Origin of the sequence: Actinoplanes sp. NPDC048967, from assembly GCF_040649415.1 — a bacterium.
In the GTDB taxonomy this organism is placed as follows: Bacteria; Actinomycetota; Actinomycetes; order Mycobacteriales; family Micromonosporaceae; genus Actinoplanes.
On the sequence record NZ_JBEZFL010000004.1, the window covers coordinates 386,737 to 406,905 of the forward strand.

A 20,169-nucleotide genomic window follows, 5' to 3' on the forward strand; every position below is an offset into this window, starting at 1 on the left:
GGCGGGGCGCGTCCTCAGACCCGCTCGGCCCGCCGGCGCAGGCGCAACGCCTGCAATACGTAATCCACCCCTGTCACCACGGTCACGATCAGCGCGGCGACCATCAGCACCGTGCCGATGAGATCGAACGGCTCCGGAACAGGCCACAGGAACCACGCGATCGCGGCGATCTGCAGCGCGGTCTTGAGCTTGCCGCCGCGGCTGGCCGGGATGACGCCGTACCGGATCACCCAGAACCGCAGCGCTGTGACGCCCCACTCCCGGACCAGGATCAGGCCCGTCACCCACCACGACAACCGGTCGTACGCCGACAGCAGCACCAGCGCACTGCCGGTCAGCGCCTTGTCGGCGATCGGATCGGCCACCTTGCCGAAGGACGTCACCAGCTCGTAGCGCCGGGCGATCCAGCCGTCCGCGAAATCCGTGGCGGACGCCACACAGAAGGTCAGGCAGGCCAGGATCCGCCAGCCGGACTCCGTCATCTCGGACACGATGACGAACGCGACGAACACGGGGACGAGCACGATGCGGGCGGCCGTCAGCACGTTGGCCGGGTTGTAGAGCGAAACCGGCCGCGGTGCGGCCACCGGCACCGGCTCGTCGGTCACGACGCTGCCGCTGCCGGTGCCGCGGAGATCATTTCGACGGGTACGGCCACCAGGTCGACGCCCTCGGTGCCGGTGACCCGGGCCCGGACGAAGTCGCCGGGGCGCAGCGCGGCCAGGTCGACCCCCTGCTCGCCGGCGACCAGCAGGGTGGACCCGTCGACCTCGGGCGCCTGGTGCTCGGCGCGGCCCTCGACCTCGCCGTCGGTGATCGTGTCGACCAGCACCTCGACGACCGAGCCGAGCCGGTCCTCGGCCCGCTGGGCGCACAGCTCGTCGGCCAGTTCGCTGATCTCGGCGTACCGGAGCTTGATCTCGTCCTCGTCCACCTTGCCGGACAGGCCGACGGCCTCGGTGCCGTCCTCGTCGCTGTAGTCGAAGACGCCGATGGCGTCCAGCCGGGCCTCGGTCAGGAACCGGACCAGTTCGTCCACGTCCTCCCGGGTCTCGCCGGGGAAGCCGACGATGAAGTTGCTGCGCGCGCCGGCCTCGGGGGCCAGCGTGCGGGCCGCGGCGAGCAGCTCCAGGAACCGGTCGGTGGAGCCGAACCGGCGCATCCGGCGCAGCACCGGCTCGCTGGAGTGCTGGAAGGACAGGTCGTAGTACGCGGCGACGCCGGGCGTGGTGGCGATGGTCTCGACCAGGCCGGGACGGGTCTCGGCGGGCTGCAGGTAGCTGGCCCGGACCCGGACGATCCCCGGTACGGCGGCGAGCTGCGGCAACAGCTTCTCCAGGGCACGCGGGTCGCCGAGGTCCTTGCCGTACGAGGTGCTGTTCTCACTCACCAGGACCAGCTCGCGCACGCCGGTGCCGGCCAGCCACTCGGCCTCGGCCAGCAGCTCCTGCGGATCACGGGAGACGAACGCACCCCGGAAGGCCGGGATGGCGCAGAACGAGCAGCGCCGGTCACAGCCACTGGCCAGCTTGAGGCTCGCGACCGGACCGTTGTCGAGCCGGCGGCGCAGCACCTGGCGCAGGTGGGCGGGGGTGTGCTCGTCGACGGTGGCGTGCCCGGGGACGACGACCTTGGCCGCCTGCCGGGCGACCGGGGTCAGCGGCAGCAGCTCCCGGCGGTCCCGTGGGGTGTGCGCGTCGAAGCGCTCACCGGCGAGCACGCCGTCGAGCCGGGCGGCGATGTCGGTGTAGTCGTCGAAGCCGAGCACGGCCTGCGCCTCGGGGAGGCTCTCGGCGAGCTCCTTGCCGTACCGCTCGGCCATGCAGCCGGCGGCGACCACCTTGGCGCCGGTGTCGGCCGCCGCGAGCAGGGTCTCGATGGAGTCCTGCTTGGCCTTCTCGACGAAGCCACAGGTGTTGACCAGGACCACGTCGGCGCCGTCGGCGTCCGTGCTGACCTGCCAGCCACCGGCGTCGAGACGGGCGGCCAACTCCTCGGAGTCGACCTCGTTACGGGCACAGCCCAGGGTGAGCAGGGCGACACGGCGGGGGGCAGGGGTTACCGACACTCCGACAAGGCTACCGGGCGCCGGTTGTCCTGCCTTCGGCTGTCTAGTCGACCCTGAGGGTGGCGAGGGTCTCTTCCAGCTCATCGGGCTTGATCAGCACCTCGCGGGCCTTGGAACCCTCGGACGGGCCCACGATGCCCCGGGTCTCCATCAGGTCCATCAGCCGGCCCGCCTTGGCGAAGCCGACCCGCAGCTTGCGCTGCAGCATCGAGGTCGAGCCGAACTGCGAGGTGACCACCAGCTCGATCGCCTGGATCAGCACCTCGAGGTCGTCGCCGACCTCCTCGTCGATCTGCTTCTTCTTGCTCTCCGGCGGCGCCGTCACGTCCGGGCGGAACTCCGGCTCGCGCTGGTCCTTGCAGAACTTGACGACGTCGGCGATCTCCTTCTCGTCGACCCAGGCGCCCTGGAAGCGGGCGGGCTTGGACGCACCCATCGGCAGGAACAGGCCGTCACCACGGCCCAGCAGCTTCTCCGCGCCGGGCTGGTCGAGGATGACCCGGGAGTCGGCCAGCGAGCTGGTGGCGAAGGCCAGCCGGGACGGGACGTTGGCCTTGATCAGGCCGGTGACCACGTCGACCGACGGACGCTGGGTGGCCAGCACCAGGTGGATGCCGGCGGCCCGGGCCAGCTGGGTGATCCGGACCACCGAGTCCTCGACGTCGCGCGGCGCGACCATCATCAGGTCGGCCAGCTCGTCGACGATCACCAGCAGGTACGGGTACGGCTTCATCACCCGGTCGACGCCCGGCGGTGCTGTGATCTCGCCGCTGCGGACCTTGCGGTTGAAGTCGTCGATGTGGCGTACCCCGTTGGCGGCGAGGTCGTCGTAGCGCATGTCCATCTCGCGGACGACCCATTCCAGGGCGTCGGCGGCCTTCTTGGCGTTGGTGACGATCGGCGTGACCAGGTGCGGGATGCCCTCGTAGGCGGTCATCTCGACCCGCTTGGGGTCGACCAGCAGCAGCCGCACCTCGTCCGGGGTGGCCCGGGTCAGGATCGAGACCAGCAGCGAGTTGAGGCAGGAGCTCTTGCCCGCGCCGGTCGCGCCCGCGATCAGGATGTGCGGCATCTTGGCCAGGTTGGCCACCACGAAGCGGCCCTCGATGTCCTTGCCCAGCGCCACCAGCATCGGGTGGTGGTCGGCGGTGGCCGCGTGCGAGCGCAGCACGTCACCGAGCGAGACGTTCTCCGGGTCGGTGTTGGGGATCTCCACGCCGACCGCGCTCTTGCCCGGGATCGGGCTCAGGATGCGCACGTCGGGCGACTTGACCGCGTAGGCGATGTTGCGGGAGAGCTGGGTGATCCGCTCGACCTTGACGCCGGGGCCGACCTCGACCTCGTAACGGGTGACCGTCGGGCCCCGGGTGAAGCCGGTGACCTGCGCGTCCAGGTTGAACTGGTCGAAGACCCCGGTCAGCGCGGTCATGATCTCGTCGTTGGCCTTGCTGCGGGACTTCGGCGCCACCCCCTTGCCCAGCAGGTTCGGCGGGGGCAGCCGGTAGTCGCCCTCGACGGCCGAGATGTCCAGCTGCTCGGCGCGGGTGGGCAGCGGCGAGTGCTCGGGCGGCTCGGGCGCCTTGCGGCTGGCCGGCACCTTCTTGCCGCGGGGCACCAGGACGGTGTCGTGCACGATCGGGTCGTCGTCCACGTCGAGGTCGTCGGGGTCCGGGGCGAGCCCGATGTCGGCCAGCGAGCCCTGCCGGCGGCGGGCCGGGGCGCGCCGCTTGGGCTCCTCGTCACCGGGCTCGTCGAGGTCCGGCAGATCAGGGTCGGGCAGCGGGGCCCGGGCCGACGAGCGGCCCAGCAGCACGTCGGTGAGCAGCATCAGCCGCTCGGGGATCTTGTTGATCGGGGTCGCGGTGATGACCAGCAGACCGAAGATCAACAACAGCACGAGCAGGGGTACGGCCACCCAGGCCGTCACCGCGTTCTCCAGCAGGGAGCCGACGCCGTAGCCGATGAGCCCGCCGGAACTGGTCATCTCGAGGTCGTCGGCCGGGCGCTGGGCCACGTGCAGCAGGCTGGCGGTGGAGACGACCAGCGCGCTCCAGCCGACGACGGACCGGCCGCGGTGCTCGGGGTCGGCGGGTTTGCGCATGAAGCGGACCGCGCCGTAGAGCAGCAGCAGTGGCAGGAGCACCGCCAGGCCGCCGAAGAACAGCCGCATGGCGTCGTTGAGCCGGGCGCCGACCGGGCCGGCGGAACCCGCCCAGACCGCTACCCCGACCAGGATGGCCAGGCCGAGCATGAGCAGGCCGGCACCGTCACGGCGGTGCTCGGGATCGATCTCCTTGGCGGTCGCGGCCTGCCGGCCGACGCCGCGGGCGACCCAGCCGACACTGTGCGCGACGCCCATCCAGAGGGCCCCGACGCCGCGGCCGACCCCGGTCGCGAGCACCGATCCGACTCCGGGCCGGGCCCGGGTGGCGCTCCTGGCCCGGGCGCGCGGCACTGCCTTCTTGGCCGGGGCCTTACGTGCGGGTGTCTTGCGGGCTGCTGGTTGCCGGGCGCGCGACGTCGCGGCACCGCGCGTGGTGGACGCGGCGCGGCCCCGGCTCGCCGGAGGAGTACGGCCCGCCATGGCCCTACCGTAACGGGATCACTCTCGCGAGTACGCGCGCCGCACCGTGACCGGGTTTCGCTTTTTCCCCCGTTTAGGATCAACAGCATGTCCGCGCCGCAACCGCTCAGCCACGACATGATCATCGACGCGCTGCACGCCCGCGCGTTCGCCCACTTCGTCGACGACGACGGTGACATCGGCGGCAACTGGCAGGGCTGCCTGATCTACTTCTTCCGGCTCGGCAAGGACGAGGAGGTCCTGCAGGTCCGCACGCTGACCCGGACGGTCTTCAGCACCGACGACGTCCCCCGCCTGTACGCCTTCTGCAACGCCTGGAACCACGACCGGCTCTGGCCCAAGGCGTACGTGCACACGGCCGACGACGGCGCGGTGCGGGTGGTCGGTGAGGTCGTCGGCGACTGGGAGCGCGGCGTCACCCCGGAGCAGCTCGACCAGGTGATGATCTGCGGGATCGCGACCGGCTGTGAGCTAGCCGACGCGGTCGCGGAGCTTTGAGCGCACCGCGAAGCCGATCCACGAGGTGAGGATGATCGCGGCGACCGTGATCCGCGCCGCCTACTCGTAGCCGTGCGGGTAGAAGACGCCCGCCACGTGGTTGTCCAGGAAGCCGCCCGCGCGCAGCGGCAGCCCCGCGCCGGCCCGGCCGCGGTCCTCGAGCCAGGTCAGCGGGCAGGACAGCCGCGCGACCACGATGATCAGGAGCCAGGCGGCGCTGACGATCTGCAGCCAGATGAGCCGGCGCCAGCGCCAGGCCAGAAAGCCGCCGAAGATGCCGAAGGCCAGGAACGCGAAGTGCGCGCCCACGGCCGCGGCGATCAGGATCCGGTAGCCCACGCCGCCAACGGTAGGCGACGCAGCGCTGCCCGCACAGGACGGAGGATGGCCTGCGCGGGCAGCACGTCTACGGGTGGTGCGTCAGTTGCGGTGACCCCGGCGGTGGTGGCCGTTGCCGTTGCCGTTGTTGCCGGCCGGCGCCTCGGCCGACTCGACCGGCGGAGCCGTGGTCCCCTCGGCGGCCGGAGCGCCCGCGTCCGTGCCGCCACCGGCGCCGCCGGTGGTGAGCAGGGTGAGGTTGTTCACCTCGAGGATCTCGGTGATCGGCTGGAAGAACGTCTCGCCGCCGACCGTGCAGTCGCCCGAGCCGCCGGAGGTCACGCCCTGGGCCTGGTCACCCGAGAGCCACGGGCCGCCGGAGTCACCGCCCTCGGCGCAGACATCCGTCCGGGTCAGGCCGGTGACCGCGCCCTCCGGGTAGTTGACCGTCTGGTTCTTGGCCAGGATGGTGCCGCAGAACGTGCCGGTGGTGGAACCGGACCGGCAGACCGCGGCGCCGACGGGTGCCTCGGTGCTGCCGCCGACCGGCAGCGCGTTGCCGTCGAAGTCGTTGACGAACGGCTGCAGCGTCACGTTCGCGTTGGTCTGCACCACGCCCATGTCCGCGGTGCCGGGGAAGACCGACGCCACGACCTCGCCCTGGTCCAGGTTCTGCCGGTCGGTGGTCTGGGTGCCCTCGGCGCCGCAGTGCCCGGCGGTGACGAACCCGCCCTCGACCGCGAAGCCGATCGAGCAGCGGGCCTGGCCGCCGCCGATGTTGACGAAGTACGGCTCGGCGCCGATGACGTCGGCCAGCGGCTTCGGGGCGGCCTTGGTGACGACCACCTTCACCGCCTCGCCGGGGAGGCCGGCGTCCTCGGCCAGCTCCTCGGCGTGCTCGGTGTCCCCGGGCAGCGCCTGGATCACGACCTTGTTCGCCGCGACGTCGACGTACCAGCCGGGCAGGTCCCGGTCGGCCTTGGTGGCCTCGGCGTCCAGCGCCTTCTTGGCCCGGTCCAGCTGGGCCACGCTGCGCTCGACGAGCTTCGGGGTGGCTCCGGCCGCGCGCACCTCGTCGGCCAGGCCGGCGTCGGTGATGGCGATGTTCAGCGTCGTGCCGTCCTTGCCGAGCCAGGAGCCCGCGTACGAGTCGCCGGAGGCGCTGCGCAACTGCGCCGCCACCCCGCTGGCCCACGCGGCCCGCTTCACCCGGGCCGCGGCCTGGTCGGCGCTCACACCGAGGTCCCGTTGCATCGCGGCGAGCAGCTGTGGGGCCACTCCGCCGGTCGACTGAGACGCAGGGCGGCGGTTGGCGTTCGTGCCCGCCATGGACGGCAGCGTGAACGCCACCGCCGCTCCCGCTGCCGTCACCGTCGCCGCAAGCGCGACGACCGTTCTCCGCTGCATCCGTAACTCCCCTCGCATCGAGTGCCGTGGGGGCGGCACCGTGCCCTCAGATACGCAAGGGGGTCGCGGCCGGATCAATAAATCCGGTATTCACAGAAAACTATGGCTGTCGATCACACTTCCACGACGGTCGGCACGATCATCGGCCGGCGCCGGTAGGCGTCGTTCACCCAGCGTCCGACGGTGCGCCGGACCACCTGCTGGAGCTGGTGGGTGTCGGTGATGCCGTCCTCCGCCGAGCGGTGCAGGGCGGCGGTCAGCAGCGGGATGACCGGGTTGAAGGCCTGCGGGTCCTCGGAGAAGCCCTTGGCCGAGATGCTCGGCTCGCCGACCACCTTGCCGGTCACCGAGTCGATCACCACGGTGGCCGAGATGAAGCCGCCGTCGCCGAGGATGCGCCGCTCGGTCAGCAGCGACTCGCTGACGTCGCCCACGGCGAGGCCGTCGACGTACACGTAGCGGTTCTTGACCCGGCCCACGTGCCGGGCGTGCCCCTCGACCAGGTCGACCACGTCGCCGTCCTCGCAGAGCACGACCCGGTCCGGGGCGACCCCGGACTCGATGCCGAGCTGGGCGTGGGCGCGCAGGTGCCGCCACTCGCCGTGCACGGGCATCAGGTTGCTCGGGCGTACGACGTTGAGCAGGTAGAGCAGCTCGCCGGCCGGGGCGTGCCCGGAGACGTGCACCTTGGCGGTGTCCTTGTGCACGACCGTGGCGCCGGCCCGGGCCAGCTGGTTGATCACCCGGTAGACCGAGGTCTCGTTGCCCGGCACCAGCGAGCTGGCCAGCACGACGGTGTCGCCGGACTCGATGGTGATGTGCCGGTGGTCGCCGGTGGACATCCGGCCCAGCGCGCTCATCGGCTCACCCTGCGAACCGGTGGACATGAACACGATCTCGTCGTGCGGCATCTGGGCCGCCTCGTCCAGGCTGACCAGCAGGCCGTCCGGGATGCGCAGCAGGCCCAGGTCCCGGGCGATGCCCATGTTGCGGACCATCGAGCGGCCGATCAGGGCGACCTTGCGCTCGTATTCGTAGGCGGCGTCCATCACCTGCTGCACGCGGTGCACGTGGGAGGCGAAGCTGGCCACGATGATCCGGCCGCGGGCCTTGGCGAAGAGCGCGCCGAGCACCGGGCCGATGTCGCGTTCCGGGGTGACGAAGCCGGGGACCTCGGCGTTGGTCGAGTCGGACAGCAGCAGGTCGACACCTTCGGCGCCGAGCCGGGCGAACCCGGCCAGGTCGGTGATCCGCCCGTCCAGCGGGACCTGGTCCATCTTGAAGTCGCCGGTGTGCAGGACCAGGCCGGCCGGCGTGCGTACGGCCACCGCCAGCGCGTCCGGGATCGAGTGGTTGACCGCGAAGAACTCGCACTCGAACGGGCCCAGCCGCTCGGTCTGCCCCTCCCGCACGGTCAGCGTGTACGGGTCCAGCCGCCGCTCGGCCAGCTTGGCCTCGACCAGCGCCAGGGTGAACTCGGAGCCGACCAGCGGGATGTCCGGCTTGAGGGCCAGCAGGTACGGCACCGCGCCGATGTGGTCCTCGTGCCCGTGGGTCAGCACGATCGCCTGGACGTCCTCCAGCCGGTCCCGGATCGGGTCGAAGTCGGGCAGGATCAGGTCGACGCCGGGTTGCTCGACGTCCGGGAAGAGCACTCCGCAGTCGACGACCAGCAGCTTGCCGTCGTACTCGTAGACCGTCATGTTGCGGCCGATGGCCCCGAGACCGCCCAGCGGGATGACGCGCAGGGCGCCCTCCGGCAGCGGCGGTGGTGGTTCCAGCTCGACGTGTGCCTGGCTCAAGTGCGAGGCCTCTCTAATTGGTGCCGAGGTGCAGTCCCGCCGCGGCGGCGTCCTCGAGCAGTTGGTTCGTTTCGGCCTCGGTGGCGTCGACCAGCGGTGAGCGCACGGGTCCGGCGGGCAGCCCGAGGGCGCGCAGGCCGGCCTTGACGAGGATGGTGCCCTGGGTCCGGAAAATGCCGGTGAACAGCGGCAGCAGCTGCCGGTGCAGCGCCAGCGCCCCGGCGGTGTCGCCGCGCTCGTACGCCTCGATCATGGCCTTGGTCTGCGGGCCGATGAAGTGCGTGGAGGTGCCGACCACGCCGACCGCGCCGATCGACAGCAGCGGCAGGATGGCGGCGTCCTCGCCGGAGTAGTAGGCGAGGTCGGTGCGGCGCAGCACGTCGGCGCTGCCGGCCAGGTCGCCCTTGGCGTCCTTGACGGCCACGATGGTGGGGTGCTCGGCCAGCCGGACCAGCGTCTCGGTGGCGATCGGCACACCGGAGCGGTGCGGGATGTCGTAGAGCATCACCGGCAGGCCGACAGCGTCCGCGACGGTGGTGAAATGCCTGATCAGACCGGCCTGCGGGGGCTTGTTGTAGTACGGCGTGACGACCAGCAGGCCGTGCGCGCCCGCCTTCTCCGCGGCCCGGGCCAGCTCGACCGTGTGGGCCGTGTTGTTGGTGCCGACGCCCGCCACGATCCGGGCCCGGTCGCCCACCGCCTCGACGACGACGCGCAGCAGGATCTCCTTCTCGGCGTCGGTGGTCGTCGGTGACTCACCACCGGTGCCGCTGATCACCAGGGCGTCGTGTCCCTGCTCGTCCACCAGCCACGTGGCCAGCCTGGCCGCGCCGTCGACATCGAGCGAGCCGTCCGCCGTGAACGGGGTCACCATGGCCGAGAGCAGCCGGCCGAAGGGCCGCGGGTGGTCGTGCGTCATACCGACAACTTATCGGACGGCCGGAGGCGTCACCCCGTCGCCGGTGGGCCCGGCCGCGGCCTCAGACGTAGAAGGCGGTGAACGGCGCCCAGGGCAGGTTGCGCAGGACGCTCCAGACACCCCAGACGGCGATGAAGCCACCGATCACGCCCGGGCCGAGGTTGAGCTGCGGGAGCTGCCAGCCGAAGAGCCGGCGGCCGGCCCAGGCGACGTACATGTAGAGCAGGAACGGGACGACGAAGACGAACAACGCGTGGTGCCGGGCCGCCGCCGGGATGTCGCCGTGCAGCAGATACCAGGCCGCACGGGTGCCGCCGCAACCCGGGCAGATGAAGCCGGTGGTGTATTTGAGCAGGCAGCTCGGGGCCGCACCGGCGTTCGCCTCGGTGGGGTGGGTGGCCAGGGTGTAGCCCACCGCGCCGGCCATGCAGACCAGCATCGCGGCCGGGGCGACCCAGATCGGCGACTCGCGCCACTTGCGCTGCACGAACCGCGTGACCCGGTCGGGCCGGGCCGGCTCGAACGGGGCCGGCGCGAAGTGCGGCGGCGGGTACGGACCGTGCACCGGCCCGTCGATCTGCGGGTGGACTGCGACGGGGTCGGTCGCACTGCTCATGGGCGTCACGGTACACCCGCGGAGGCAAGCTTCAGCGCGGCCGTGAGCGGGCCGGCCAGGTCTCCGCGCTGGGGTGCCGCGACTGTGTGCAGGCCCAGCCAGCCGGCCAGGCGGTGCAGCTCGGGCACCAGCGCGGCGGCGGTCTCCTCCTGGTCGGCGGCGGGCTCGATCCAGGCGGCCGGGATCTGCAGCACACCGCTCTTGCGGTCGGCCTTGAGGTCGAGGCGGGCGGCGAACTCCTCGCCGAGCAGGAACGGCAGCACGTAGTAGCCGTACAGCCGCTGGGCGGCGGGGACGTAGATCTCGATGCGGTAGTTGAGGTCGAAGAGCCGCTCGGTGCGCCCGCGCTCCCAGATCAGCGGGTCGAACGGGCTGACCAGCGTCGCCGCTCGCACCCGGCGCGGCAGCCGGGCCTCGTGGTGCAGGTAGGCCGGGCCCTTCCAGCCGCGCACCGAGACCGGGAGCAGCACCTTGTCCTCGATCAGCTCGGCCAGGGCCTGCTTGAAGCCGGCCACCGGCAGCCGGAAGTAGTCGCGCAGCTCCGGCTCGGCGGCCACACCCAGGGTGCGGGCGGAGAGCTCGACCAGGGCCCGGAACGCATCCGCCGGCGACGGGGTCGGCGCCTCCAGCACGTGCCGGGGCAGGACCCGCTCGGGCAGGTCGTAACGCCGGGCGAAGGAGGTGGTGCGCTCGGCGGCGGTGACCTCGCCGCTGTAGAACAGCCACTCGAGGGCCTGCTTGACGACCGACCAGTTCCAGCCCCAGTGCTCCTTGGTGCGCGGCGCGTCGTGCTCGATCTCGGCGGCGGTCAGCGGGCCGCGCTGCCGGACCTCGTCGAGCACCCAGGCGACCAGCTCGGGCTGCTCGGCCACGATGCGCCGCATGTTGCCCCAGGCGTAGTCCTGCGCGCGGGCCATGCGCCAGCGGAACAGCGGCTGGAGCTCGACGTCGATCAGCGACGCCTCGTGCCCCCAGAACTCGAACAGCAGCCGGGGCCTGCGGTAGGCGGCCCGGTCGAGCAGCGCCGTCGGGTAGGGCCCGAGGCGGCTGTAGAGCGGCATGAAGTGGGCCCGCTGCAGGACGTTGACCGAGTCCATCTGGATCAGGTGCAGGCGGCGCAGCACCCGGCGCAGGTGCCGCATGTCGGTGGCGCCGCCGGGCCGGGGGTCGGCGAAACCCTGCGCGGCGAGCGTGATGCGCCGGGCCTGGGCGACGGAGAGAGATTCGGGTACGGCCACAGACCAGGACGCTAGCCGAGGGGTACGACAAAGCCGTCTGTAGGCTGCCGGCATGGCACTCGGCTTCGTCCGTCCCGCCCGTCCCACCGACGCCGGCGAGATCGCCCGCATCCAGTTGACGACCTGGCGGACCGCATACCGGCGGATGTTCCCGGCGCACGTCCTGGCCAACCTGGACGAGGCCTACCTGGCCCGGGGCTGGGCCGAGGCGATCGAGGCCCCGCCCTCGCCGCGGCACCGGGTGCTGATCGCGGTCGAGCAGGGCGAGGCGGCATCGCACGTGGTGGGCTTCGCGGCTTCCGGACCGGCCGACGAGCAGGCACTCGTCCCCGAGGAGCCACCGCTGCCCGACGACGTGGCGGCGATCACCGACCTGCTGGTCGAGCCCCGCTGGGGCCGCCGCGGGCACGGCAGCCGGCTGCTCGCGGCCACCGTCGACCTGTGGCGGGAGGACGCGTTCAAGGCGGCCGTGGCCTGGGCCTACGACGCGGACGAGGCGATGAAGAAGTTCCTCGTCTCCACCGGCTGGGAGCCCGACGGCGCCGGCCGCGCGCTGGACGTGGACGACATGCTGGTCCCCCAGCTGCGGCTGCACGTCGCCGTCGACCCGCAGCCGCCCGAGGCTTCCTGACCGGGCCGGCATGCCGCGACTCCAGCCGCTCCTGCACGAGCTCGTCACCAGCGTGGCGGCGCCGACCATGGTGCTGGCCGGGCCGGACGGGCAGATCCGCGCGGCCGGGGTGCAGGGCGTGTTCCACGCGGACGTTCGTGTGCTGTCCGCGGCGGTGCTGCTGGTCGACGGCCGCGAGCCCGAGCCGATCGGCCACGCCGACCAGGGGGCCGGCACGACCCACTTCGTCGCGCTGGCCCGCCGGCTCGACCCCCGGGTGCGCATCGACCGGACGCGCACCGTCACTCCGGGCCGCATTGCCGAGCGGATCCGGCTGACCTCCGCCGCGGCGGTGCCGCTCAGCACGATCGTCACTGTCGAGCTGGCGGTCGATCTCGCGCCCATCGAGGTCGTCAGGTCCGGCGAAGCGACAACGCCGGTGCCCCCCGGCGACGGCCTGACCTGGGCCCGGGACGGCATCACCGTCACGGCCGGTGCGGAGCGGGCCGAGATCGACGACCGCGGGCGGCTGCGCTGGGCGGTCACGCTCGCGCCGGGCACGGACGCGGACCTGACCTTCACCGTACGGGTGGACGACCCGTCCGCCGCGGTGCACGCCCCCACCCGCTCCCGCGACTGGAGCCCGGCCCGGGTCCGTTCCGACGACCGGCGCCTGGGCCGGCTGGTGGCCCGCTCGCTCGACGATCTGCACGGCCTGCGGCTCGCCGACGGTGCTGACGTCTACCTCGCCGCCGGGGTGCCGTGGTTCCTGACGCTGTTCGGCCGGGACAGCATCTGGGCGGCCCGGATGCTGCTCCCGGTGGGCACCGGCCCCGCCGCCGGAACTCTCCGCGTGCTGGCCCGCCGGCAGGGCACCCGGATCGACGCGGCCGCGGCCGAGGCACCCGGCAAGATCCTGCACGAGCTGCGGCGGCAGGAGTTCGTGCTGGCGGACGGCCTGCGGCTGCCGGCCGCCTACTACGGCACCATCGACGCCACGCCGCTGTGGATCAGCCTGCTGCACGACGCCTGGCGCTGGGGGCTGCCGGAGGCGCAGGTCGGCGAGCTGCTGCCGCACCTGGAGGCGGCGCTGAGCTGGCTGGCCGGGCACGGCGACGACTTCCTGGCGTACCGCGACAGCACCGGGCACGGCCTGGCCAACCAGGGCTGGAAGGACTCCGGGGACGCGGTGCGCTTCCACGACGGCCGGCCGGCCGAGCCGCCCATCGCCCTGGCCGAGGTCCAGGGTTACGCCCACCGGGCGGCGCTGGACGGCGCGGCGCTGCTGGACGCGTTCGGCCGGCCCGGCGGCGACCGATGGCGGCAGTACGCGGCCACGCTGGCCGAGCGCTTCCGGGCGGCGTTCTGGCTCGACGCCGGCTACCCGGCGCTGGCGCTGGACCGCGACGGGCGCCCGGTCGACTCGCTGACCAGCAACATCGGCCACCTGCTGGGCACCGGCCTGCTCGACGCGGCCGAGGAACGGGCGGTGGCGACGGCCCTGGGCGGCGAGGCGATGTCCGGAGCGTACGGGCTGCGCACGATGTCCGCCCTGGACGGCGGGTACGCGCCACTGTCGTACCACTGCGGCTCGGTGTGGGCGCACGACACCGCGATCGTGGCGGCCGGGTTGGCCCGGGCCGGGTTCGGTGCCGAGGCGACCGTGCTGATCGACGGGCTGCTGACCGCGGCGGAGGCGTTCGGTTACCGGCTGCCCGAGCTGCACGCCGGGGACGCCCGCGCGGCGCTGAGCCGGCCGATGCCGTACCCGGCGGCTTGCCGGCCCCAGGCGTGGTCGGCGGCCGCGGCGATGCTGATGACGCAGGCCGTGATCGGGCTGGAGCCGGACGTGCCCGGCGGAAAGGTGCGCCTCCGGCCGCTGGCCGGTGCACCCTTCGGGACGGTCGAGGTGCACGGCCTGAGCATCGCCGGCACGCCGGTCGACGTCCGGGTCGACGCCACCGGCGCGGCGACCGTCAGCGGCCTGCCCGCCGGCCTCACGCTCGACTGACCCGGGCCCCGGCGAGGTTGTCCGCCCTCGCCGGACCGGCGCGACGCCGGTCCTCTGCGGCCGGCGACGGGACCACGGTGGTCAGTCGAGGAGCGGGTCGAGACCGATCGTCAGGCCCGGGCGGGTCACGATCGAGCGGATCCCCAGCAGCACCCCCGGCATGAAGGAGGCGCGGTCCAGGCTGTCGTGCCTGATCGTCAGCGTCTCGCCGTGCGTACCGAAAAGGACCTCCTGGTGGGCGACCAGGCCCGCCGCCCGCACCGCGTGCACCCGCACGCCGTCGATGTCCGCACCGCGGGCGCCGGACACCTCTTCCTTGGTCGCGTCCGGCATCGCGCCCAGGCCGGCCTCGGCCCGGGCCGCCGCGATCAGCTTGGCCGTGTGGGTGGCCGTGCCGCTCGGGGCGTCCAGCTTGCGCGGGTGGTGCTGCTCGATGATCTCGGCGGACTCGAAGTAGCGGGCCGCGCGGGCCGCGAACTGCATCATCAGCACCGCGCCGATGCCGAAGTTGGGTGCGATCAGCACACCGACCTCGGGCTTGTGCGACAGCCAGGACCGCACCCGGTCCAGGCGCTGCTCGGTGAAGCCGGTGGTGCCGACGACCATGCTGATGCCCTGGTCCACGGCCCAGTGCAGGTTGTCCATGACCACGTCGGGAGTGGTGAAGTCGACGAGCACCTGGGCGCCGGCGTCCGCGGCGTTGAACAGCCAGTCGCCCTGGTCGACCATCGCCACCAGCTCGAGGTCGTCGGCGGCGTCGACCGCCTTGCACACTTCCAGGCCCATGCGGCCCCGGGCACCGAGTACGCCGACGCGGATCGGTTGCTGCTCGTCTGTCACCCGGTCAATTCAACACCGGTCGCCGACTTGTCATCCAGTCGGGTGCCGGTTGCGCCACCAGCGCTCGGCCAGCCCCACGACCAGGAACACGCCGGCGACGTAGGCCCAGCCGACCAGCACGTCGATGACGTAGTGCTCGCCGGTGTAGACCAGGGTGAACGTCATCGCCAGCGGGTACGCGAGCAGCAGCGGCCACCAGCGCCGGCGCACCACCGGCAGGAAGAAGGCGACGGCCATCATGGCCCAGGCGGTGTGCAGCGACGGCATCGCGGCCACCGGGTTGGACGCCTCCACCTGCAACGCGTTCAGGGTGTTGCCGGCACCGTGCAGGCCGATCGCATCCCACCCGTTCGTGGAGATCCGTTCGACGTGCTCGGGCAGGTAGCCCTCTTTGTAGGCCCACCAGGGCGGCGCCGCCGGATAGACGAAGTACGTGATCAGGCCGAAGACACAGAGGGTGAACCAGCGGCGGACGAAGCGGGCCCACTGCGCCCGGGACCGCACCCAGAGGATCACCGCGACCGTCGGCACGGTCAGGAAGTGCGAGACGTAGATGAGGGTGACCACGACCTCCCACCACTGCACCACGCCGGGCTGGTAGAGGTGCTGCTGCAGCCAGGTGGTCGGGACCTGGCCGCCGGTGAGCCAGCCGAACATCGCTTTGTCCGCGTCGATCAGCTCGGTGACGTGCGGGTGGAACAGGTCGTCGGCGTACCCGCGGGAGATGTTGTAGACCACCAGCAGCAGCGCGATGGGCAGCCAGTCCCGCAGGAACAGCAGGTGCTGACGCCACGGCAGGTCACTGCGCCACGCGATGGTGGCCAGCCACAGCCAGCCGAAGGCGATCAGCGGGTCGCTGGTCGGCACGCCGATGAAGTACGTGCCGACCGCGAACAGGACCGCCCAGATCAGCATGCCGATGATCCGGCGTCGGCGCCGGTCCGGCGACGCTTCTTCTTGTACGGGCGGAGGGCTGAGGATGGTCACGGCGTCCCAGGTTAGCGGGCGTTCGAAAACGCGTTCTCGTCGAAGGGTCCGACGACGGCCAGCGACATCGGCTTCGACAGCAGCTCGGCGGCCAGCTCGTTGACCTCGTCGAGGGTGACGGCGTCGACCCGGACCAGCATCTCGTCGACGGCCATCAGGTCGCCGTGCAGCAGCTCCGACTTGGCCAGCCGGCTCATCCGCGATCCGGTGTCCTCCAGGCCGAGCACGTAGGAGCCCTTGACCATGCCCTTGCCCCGGGCCAGCTCGCCGGCGCTGATGCCCTCGGCCGCGACCGTGGCGAGCTCCGCGCGGATCAGCGAGAGCACCTCCTCGGCCTTGCCCGGGGCGCAGCCGGCGTAGACCGCGAAGAGGCCGGCGTCGGCGTACTGGCTGCCGTACGAGTAGACCGAGTAGGCCAGCCCGCGCTTCTCCCGGATCTCCTGGAAGAGCCGGCTCGACATACCGCCACCGAGCACGTTGTTGAGCACGCCGAGCGCGAACCGGCGCTCGTCGGCCCGGTTGATGGCGGCGCAGCCGAGCACGATGTGCGCCTGCTCGGTGTCGCGGTGCCGGACCAGGGTGACCGGCTTGCGCGCGCGGGCGGCCCCGGACGAGCCACGCTTGGGCGCGGGCTCGGCGATGTCGCCGTCGAGCGGGCTGCCGGCCAGGGCGGCCCGGACCAGCTTGACCACCTTGGCGTGCTCGAGGTTGCCCGCCGCGGTGATCACGATCTGCGGCGCCTTGTACCTGGCCCGGTAGAAGCGGTTGATCTGGGCGCGGGTCATCGGCGAGATGGTCTGCTCGGTGCCCGAGATCAGCCGGCCCAGCGGCGTGTCGGCGCCGAAGATCGCCTCGGTGAAGACGTCGTGCACCTCGTCGCCGGGCTCGTCGTCGTGCATGGCGATCTCCTCGAGGATCACGCCCCGCTCGGTCTCCACGTCCGCCGGGTCGAGGATCGAGCCCGCGACCGCGTCACAGAGCACGTCCACGGCCAGCGGCAGGTCGGCGTCCAGCACCCGCGCGTAGTAGCAGGTGTACTCCTTCGTGGTGAAGGCGTTGGTCTCGCCGCCGACCGCCTCGATCTCCGCGGAGATCTCCAGCGCGGTGCGCTTCTCGGTGCCCTTGAACAGCAGGTGCTCGAGGAAGTGCGAGGCACCCGACATCGCCGGGGTCTCGTCACGGGAGCCGACCCCGACCCAGACGCCGAGCGCGGCGCTGCGGGTGGTCGGGATCGCCTCGGTGATGATGCGCAGACCAGAGGGCAGGACGGTGCGCTTGACACCGTCCTGCAGGGTCCGGGTTACAACGCGGGCCGGCCTTTCGGCCGGCCCGCGGTTGCTGTCTGTCATGCGTGGATCAGTTGCGGTCGCCGCTGGGACGCTGACGACGGCGACGGGGCTCGCCGCCACCCTCGCCACGGGGACCGCGGTCCTCGCGCTCGCGCGGCGGGCGGCCGCCACCCTCGGAGCCCTCGCCACCGGCGGCGGCGGGCGCGTCCGCGGGCGCCTCGGCACCCTCGGGACGGACCTTGTCCAGGTAGATCTTGCCGCGGTTGTCGATGTCCGCGATCGAGACCTCGACCTTGTCGCCGACGTTGAGGAAGTCCTCGACCTTGTCGACCCGCTTGCCGTCGCCCACCTTGGAGATGTGCAGCAGGCCGTCGCGGCCGGGCAGCAGCGAGATGAACGCGCCGAACGCGGCCGTCTTGACCACCGTGCCGAGGAACTTGTCCCCGGCCTTGGGCATCGTCGGGTTGGCGATGGCGTTGATCCGCTCCACCGCGGCCTCGGCCGCCGGGCCGTTGGTCGCGCCGACGTAGATCGTGCCGTCGTCCTCGATCGAGATGTCCGCGCCGGTCTCGTCCTGGATCGCGTTGATCGTCTGGCCCTTCGGGCCGATGACCATGCCGATCTTGTCGACCGGGATCTTGACGCTGGTGACCCGCGGGGCGTACTCGCTCATCTCGGCCGGGCTGTTGATGGCCTGGTCCATGACGCCGAGGATCGTGGTGCGGGCGTCGTGGGCCTGCTGCAGAGCGGCGGCCAGCACGTCCGACGGGATGCCGTCGAGCTTGGTGTCGAGCTGCAGCGCGGTGACGAACTCCGGGGTGCCGGCGACCTTGAAGTCCATGTCGCCGAACGCGTCCTCGGCGCCCAGGATGTCGGTCAGCGTGACGTACTCCGTCTTGCCGTCGACCTCGTCGGAGATGAGGCCCATGGCGATGCCGGCGACCGGCGCCTTCAGCGGCACACCGGCGCTGAGCAGGGCCAGCGTCGAGGCGCAGACCGAACCCATCGAGGTCGAGCCGTTCGAGCCCAGGGCCTCGGAGACCTGGCGGATCGCGTACGGGAACTCCTCGCGCGTCGGCAGCACCGGCACCAGGGCCCGCTCGGCCAGCGCGCCGTGGCCGATCTCGCGCCGCTTCGGCGAGCCGACCCGGCCGGTCTCACCGGTCGAGTACGGCGGGAAGTTGTAGTTGTGCATGTAGCGCTTGGACTTGTCCGGGGACAGCGTGTCCAGGGACTGCTCCAGCCGCAGCATGTTCAGCGTGGTGACGCCCAGGATCTGGGTCTCACCCCGCTCGAAGAGCGCCGAGCCGTGCACGCGCGGCAGCACGCCGACCTCGGCGGTCAGCGGGCGGATGTCCCGCGGGCCGCGGCCGTCCATGCGGACCTGCTCGCGGAGCACGCGGTTGCGCACCTCGGACTTGGTGACCGAGCGGAACGCCGCGCTGATCTCCTTCTCGCGACCCTCGAACTGCGGGCCGACGAGCTCGACCGTCCTGGCCTTGACCCGGTCGAGGGCTTCCTCGCGGTCGGCCTTGCCGGCGATCTTCAGCGCCTCGGCGAGCTCACCCTTGGCGGCGTCCGAGACGGCGGTGTACACGTCGTCCTGGTAGTCCAGGAAGACCGGGTACTCCAGCACCGGCTTGGCGGCGACCTCGGCCAGCTCGCTCTGCGCGCGGCACAGCTCGCGGATGGCCGGCTTGGCGGCCTCCAGACCGCTCGCCACCACCTCCTCGGTCGGCTTCGGCGCGCCCGCGGCGATCAGGCTCAGCGCCTGCGGGGTGGCCTCGGCCTCGACCATCATGATCGCGACCTCACCGTCCGGCAGCGTCCGGCCGGCGACGATCATGTCGAAGGTGGCCCGGGCCAGCTCCTCCAGCGTGGGGAAGTTGACCCACTGGCCGTCGATGTGCGCGACCCGGGTGGAGCCGACCGGGCCGCTGAAGGGCAGGCCGGACAGCTTGGTCGACATCGAGGCGCCGTTCATGGCGACGACGTCGTACGGGTGCTGCGGGTCGAGCGCGAGGACGGTCTCGACGACCTGGACCTCGTTGCGCAGGCCCTTGGTGAACGACGGGCGCAGCGGCCGGTCGATCAGGCGGCAGGTGAGGATGGCGTCCTCGCTGGGACGGCCCTCACGCCGGAAGAACGAGCCGGGGATGCGGCCCACGGCGTACATGCGCTCCTCGACGTCGACCGTCAGCGGGAAGAAGTCGAAGTGCTCCTTCGGCTGCTTGCCGGCCGTGGTCGCGGAGAGCACGGTGGTCTCGCCCAGCTGGACGATGACCGAACCGGCGGCCTGGCGGGCCAGCCGGCCGGTGGAGAAAGTGATCTCGCGGGTGCCGAACGACCCGTTGTCGATGACGGCGGTGCGAGTCTCGGTGCCGAGAGCTTTCTGCTCTGTCATGTGGTGCGGTACTCCTTCGTCGAGGACCCGGCGGTTCACACAGCGCGGAAGAGGCTGGCCGGTCTTCGATCGAAGTGCCCGAGAGGTTGTGCTCGGGAACCACTACCGAGGACCGGGGCCGGTGGCCTGGTGCCGCGCGGGTCCGTGGGTAAAGCTTCGGGGGGAGCAGCCAGGCGGCCACTCCCCCCGTCGAATCAGCGGCGCAGGCCGAGACGCTCGATCAGCGTCCGGTAGCGCGCGATGTCCTTCTTCTGGACGTAGTTCAGCAGGCGGCGGCGACGGCCGACCAGCAGCAGCAGACCACGACGGCTGTGGTGGTCGTGCTTGTGCACCTTGAGGTGCTCGGTCAGGTCGGCGATCCGCTTGGTGAGCATCGCGACCTGCACCTCGGGCGACCCGGTGTCGCCCTCGAGGGTCGCGTACTCGGTCATGATCTTGGTCTTGGTCTCTTGGTCGAGCGCCATGTTCTCCGTGATTCTGTGTTGCCGATTTCATACGGTGTCCCGCCCCTGCTCGGGGCGGGCTCGCGGCCCGCGGCGTCGGGCAGGCAGGCGAGTCCGGTCGTCGGAATAGCCGAC

The 20,169-nt window shown here is 71.9% G+C and carries 17 protein-coding genes; 3 read left to right on the top strand and 14 right to left on the bottom strand.

Going from position 1 to position 20,169, the window contains the following annotated elements:
- Positions 1-14: 14 nt before the first annotated feature.
- The 3 genes from pgsA to AB0C12_RS19510 are packed head-to-tail and all read right to left on the bottom strand — an operon-like array spanning position 15 to position 4,652.
- The gene (pgsA, locus tag AB0C12_RS19500; RefSeq protein ID WP_360549762.1) at positions 15-608 is read right to left on the bottom strand and encodes a CDP-diacylglycerol--glycerol-3-phosphate 3-phosphatidyltransferase; all 594 of its coding nucleotides are present in this window, start codon (positions 606-608) and stop codon (positions 15-17) included.
- Positions 605-2,068, bottom strand: a complete 1,464-nt coding sequence (rimO, locus tag AB0C12_RS19505; RefSeq protein ID WP_360549764.1) for a 30S ribosomal protein S12 methylthiotransferase RimO — start codon at positions 2,066-2,068, stop codon at positions 605-607. Before rimO ends, pgsA begins: the two co-directional genes overlap by 4 nt.
- A gap of 43 nt (positions 2,069-2,111) precedes the next feature.
- Positions 2,112-4,652 carry a DNA translocase FtsK 4TM domain-containing protein gene (locus AB0C12_RS19510; RefSeq protein WP_360549766.1) on the bottom strand — a complete coding sequence of 847 codons (2,541 nt, stop codon included), beginning with the start codon at positions 4,650-4,652 and terminating at the stop codon, positions 2,112-2,114.
- Between the two features lie 87 nt (positions 4,653-4,739).
- Between AB0C12_RS19510 and AB0C12_RS19515 the strand changes: the two genes are divergently transcribed.
- On the top strand, positions 4,740-5,150 hold the full coding sequence (locus AB0C12_RS19515; protein ID WP_360549768.1) for a YbjN domain-containing protein: 411 nt from the start codon (positions 4,740-4,742) through the stop codon (positions 5,148-5,150).
- Between the two features lie 60 nt (positions 5,151-5,210).
- Here AB0C12_RS19515 and AB0C12_RS19520 read toward each other — a convergent pair whose 3' ends face one another.
- The 6 genes from AB0C12_RS19520 to AB0C12_RS19545 form a co-directional block, all read right to left on the bottom strand.
- Positions 5,211-5,489, bottom strand: coding sequence for a DUF2784 domain-containing protein (locus AB0C12_RS19520; protein WP_360549770.1), 279 nt, complete (start codon positions 5,487-5,489; stop codon positions 5,211-5,213).
- A gap of 81 nt (positions 5,490-5,570) precedes the next feature.
- Positions 5,571-6,875, bottom strand: a complete 1,305-nt coding sequence (locus AB0C12_RS19525) for a S1 family peptidase (protein WP_360549772.1) — start codon at positions 6,873-6,875, stop codon at positions 5,571-5,573.
- A 113-nt stretch (positions 6,876-6,988) separates the two neighbouring features.
- Complete coding sequence (locus tag AB0C12_RS19530; protein WP_360549774.1) at positions 6,989-8,677, bottom strand: ribonuclease J; 1,689 nt, start codon at positions 8,675-8,677, stop codon at positions 6,989-6,991.
- Positions 8,678-8,690: 13 nt separating this feature from the next.
- The gene (gene dapA / locus AB0C12_RS19535) at positions 8,691-9,596 is read right to left on the bottom strand and encodes a 4-hydroxy-tetrahydrodipicolinate synthase (RefSeq protein WP_360549776.1); all 906 of its coding nucleotides are present in this window, start codon (positions 9,594-9,596) and stop codon (positions 8,691-8,693) included.
- Positions 9,597-9,657: 61 nt separating this feature from the next.
- Entirely contained in the window at positions 9,658-10,221 is a 564-nt protein-coding gene (locus AB0C12_RS19540; RefSeq protein ID WP_360549778.1) for a DUF2752 domain-containing protein, read from the bottom strand.
- Complete coding sequence (locus AB0C12_RS19545; protein ID WP_360549779.1) at positions 10,218-11,450, bottom strand: crosslink repair DNA glycosylase YcaQ family protein; 1,233 nt, start codon at positions 11,448-11,450, stop codon at positions 10,218-10,220. Before AB0C12_RS19545 ends, AB0C12_RS19540 begins: the two co-directional genes overlap by 4 nt.
- A gap of 52 nt (positions 11,451-11,502) precedes the next feature.
- Here AB0C12_RS19545 and AB0C12_RS19550 point away from each other — a divergent pair, with 52 nt between their 5' ends.
- Together AB0C12_RS19550 and AB0C12_RS19555 are read left to right on the top strand one after the other, a co-directional pair.
- Positions 11,503-12,081 carry a GNAT family N-acetyltransferase gene (locus AB0C12_RS19550; protein ID WP_360549781.1) on the top strand — a complete coding sequence of 193 codons (579 nt, stop codon included), beginning with the start codon at positions 11,503-11,505 and terminating at the stop codon, positions 12,079-12,081.
- Positions 12,082-12,091: 10 nt separating this feature from the next.
- Positions 12,092-14,071: a glycogen debranching N-terminal domain-containing protein gene (locus tag AB0C12_RS19555; protein ID WP_360549783.1), complete on the top strand. Its 1,980-nt coding sequence runs from the start codon at positions 12,092-12,094 to the stop codon at positions 14,069-14,071.
- 81 nt (positions 14,072-14,152) lie between these two features.
- Here the strand turns inward: AB0C12_RS19555 and dapB are convergent, their stop codons facing one another.
- The 5 genes from dapB to rpsO form a co-directional block, all read right to left on the bottom strand.
- Positions 14,153-14,911, bottom strand: a complete 759-nt coding sequence (gene dapB / locus AB0C12_RS19560; RefSeq protein WP_360549785.1) for a 4-hydroxy-tetrahydrodipicolinate reductase — start codon at positions 14,909-14,911, stop codon at positions 14,153-14,155.
- A gap of 30 nt (positions 14,912-14,941) precedes the next feature.
- Complete coding sequence (locus AB0C12_RS19565) at positions 14,942-15,826, bottom strand: phosphatase PAP2 family protein (RefSeq protein ID WP_360550547.1); 885 nt, start codon at positions 15,824-15,826, stop codon at positions 14,942-14,944.
- 83 nt (positions 15,827-15,909) lie between these two features.
- Positions 15,910-17,247 carry a pitrilysin family protein gene (locus AB0C12_RS19570; protein WP_360549786.1) on the bottom strand — a complete coding sequence of 446 codons (1,338 nt, stop codon included), beginning with the start codon at positions 17,245-17,247 and terminating at the stop codon, positions 15,910-15,912.
- Positions 17,248-17,254: 7 nt separating this feature from the next.
- A complete protein-coding gene (locus AB0C12_RS19575; RefSeq protein WP_360549788.1) occupies positions 17,255-19,591 on the bottom strand; it encodes a polyribonucleotide nucleotidyltransferase in 2,337 nt (778 codons plus the stop codon).
- 194 nt (positions 19,592-19,785) lie between these two features.
- A complete protein-coding gene (gene rpsO / locus AB0C12_RS19580) occupies positions 19,786-20,055 on the bottom strand; it encodes a 30S ribosomal protein S15 (RefSeq protein WP_023561775.1) in 270 nt (89 codons plus the stop codon).
- Positions 20,056-20,169: the final 114 nt, after the last annotated feature.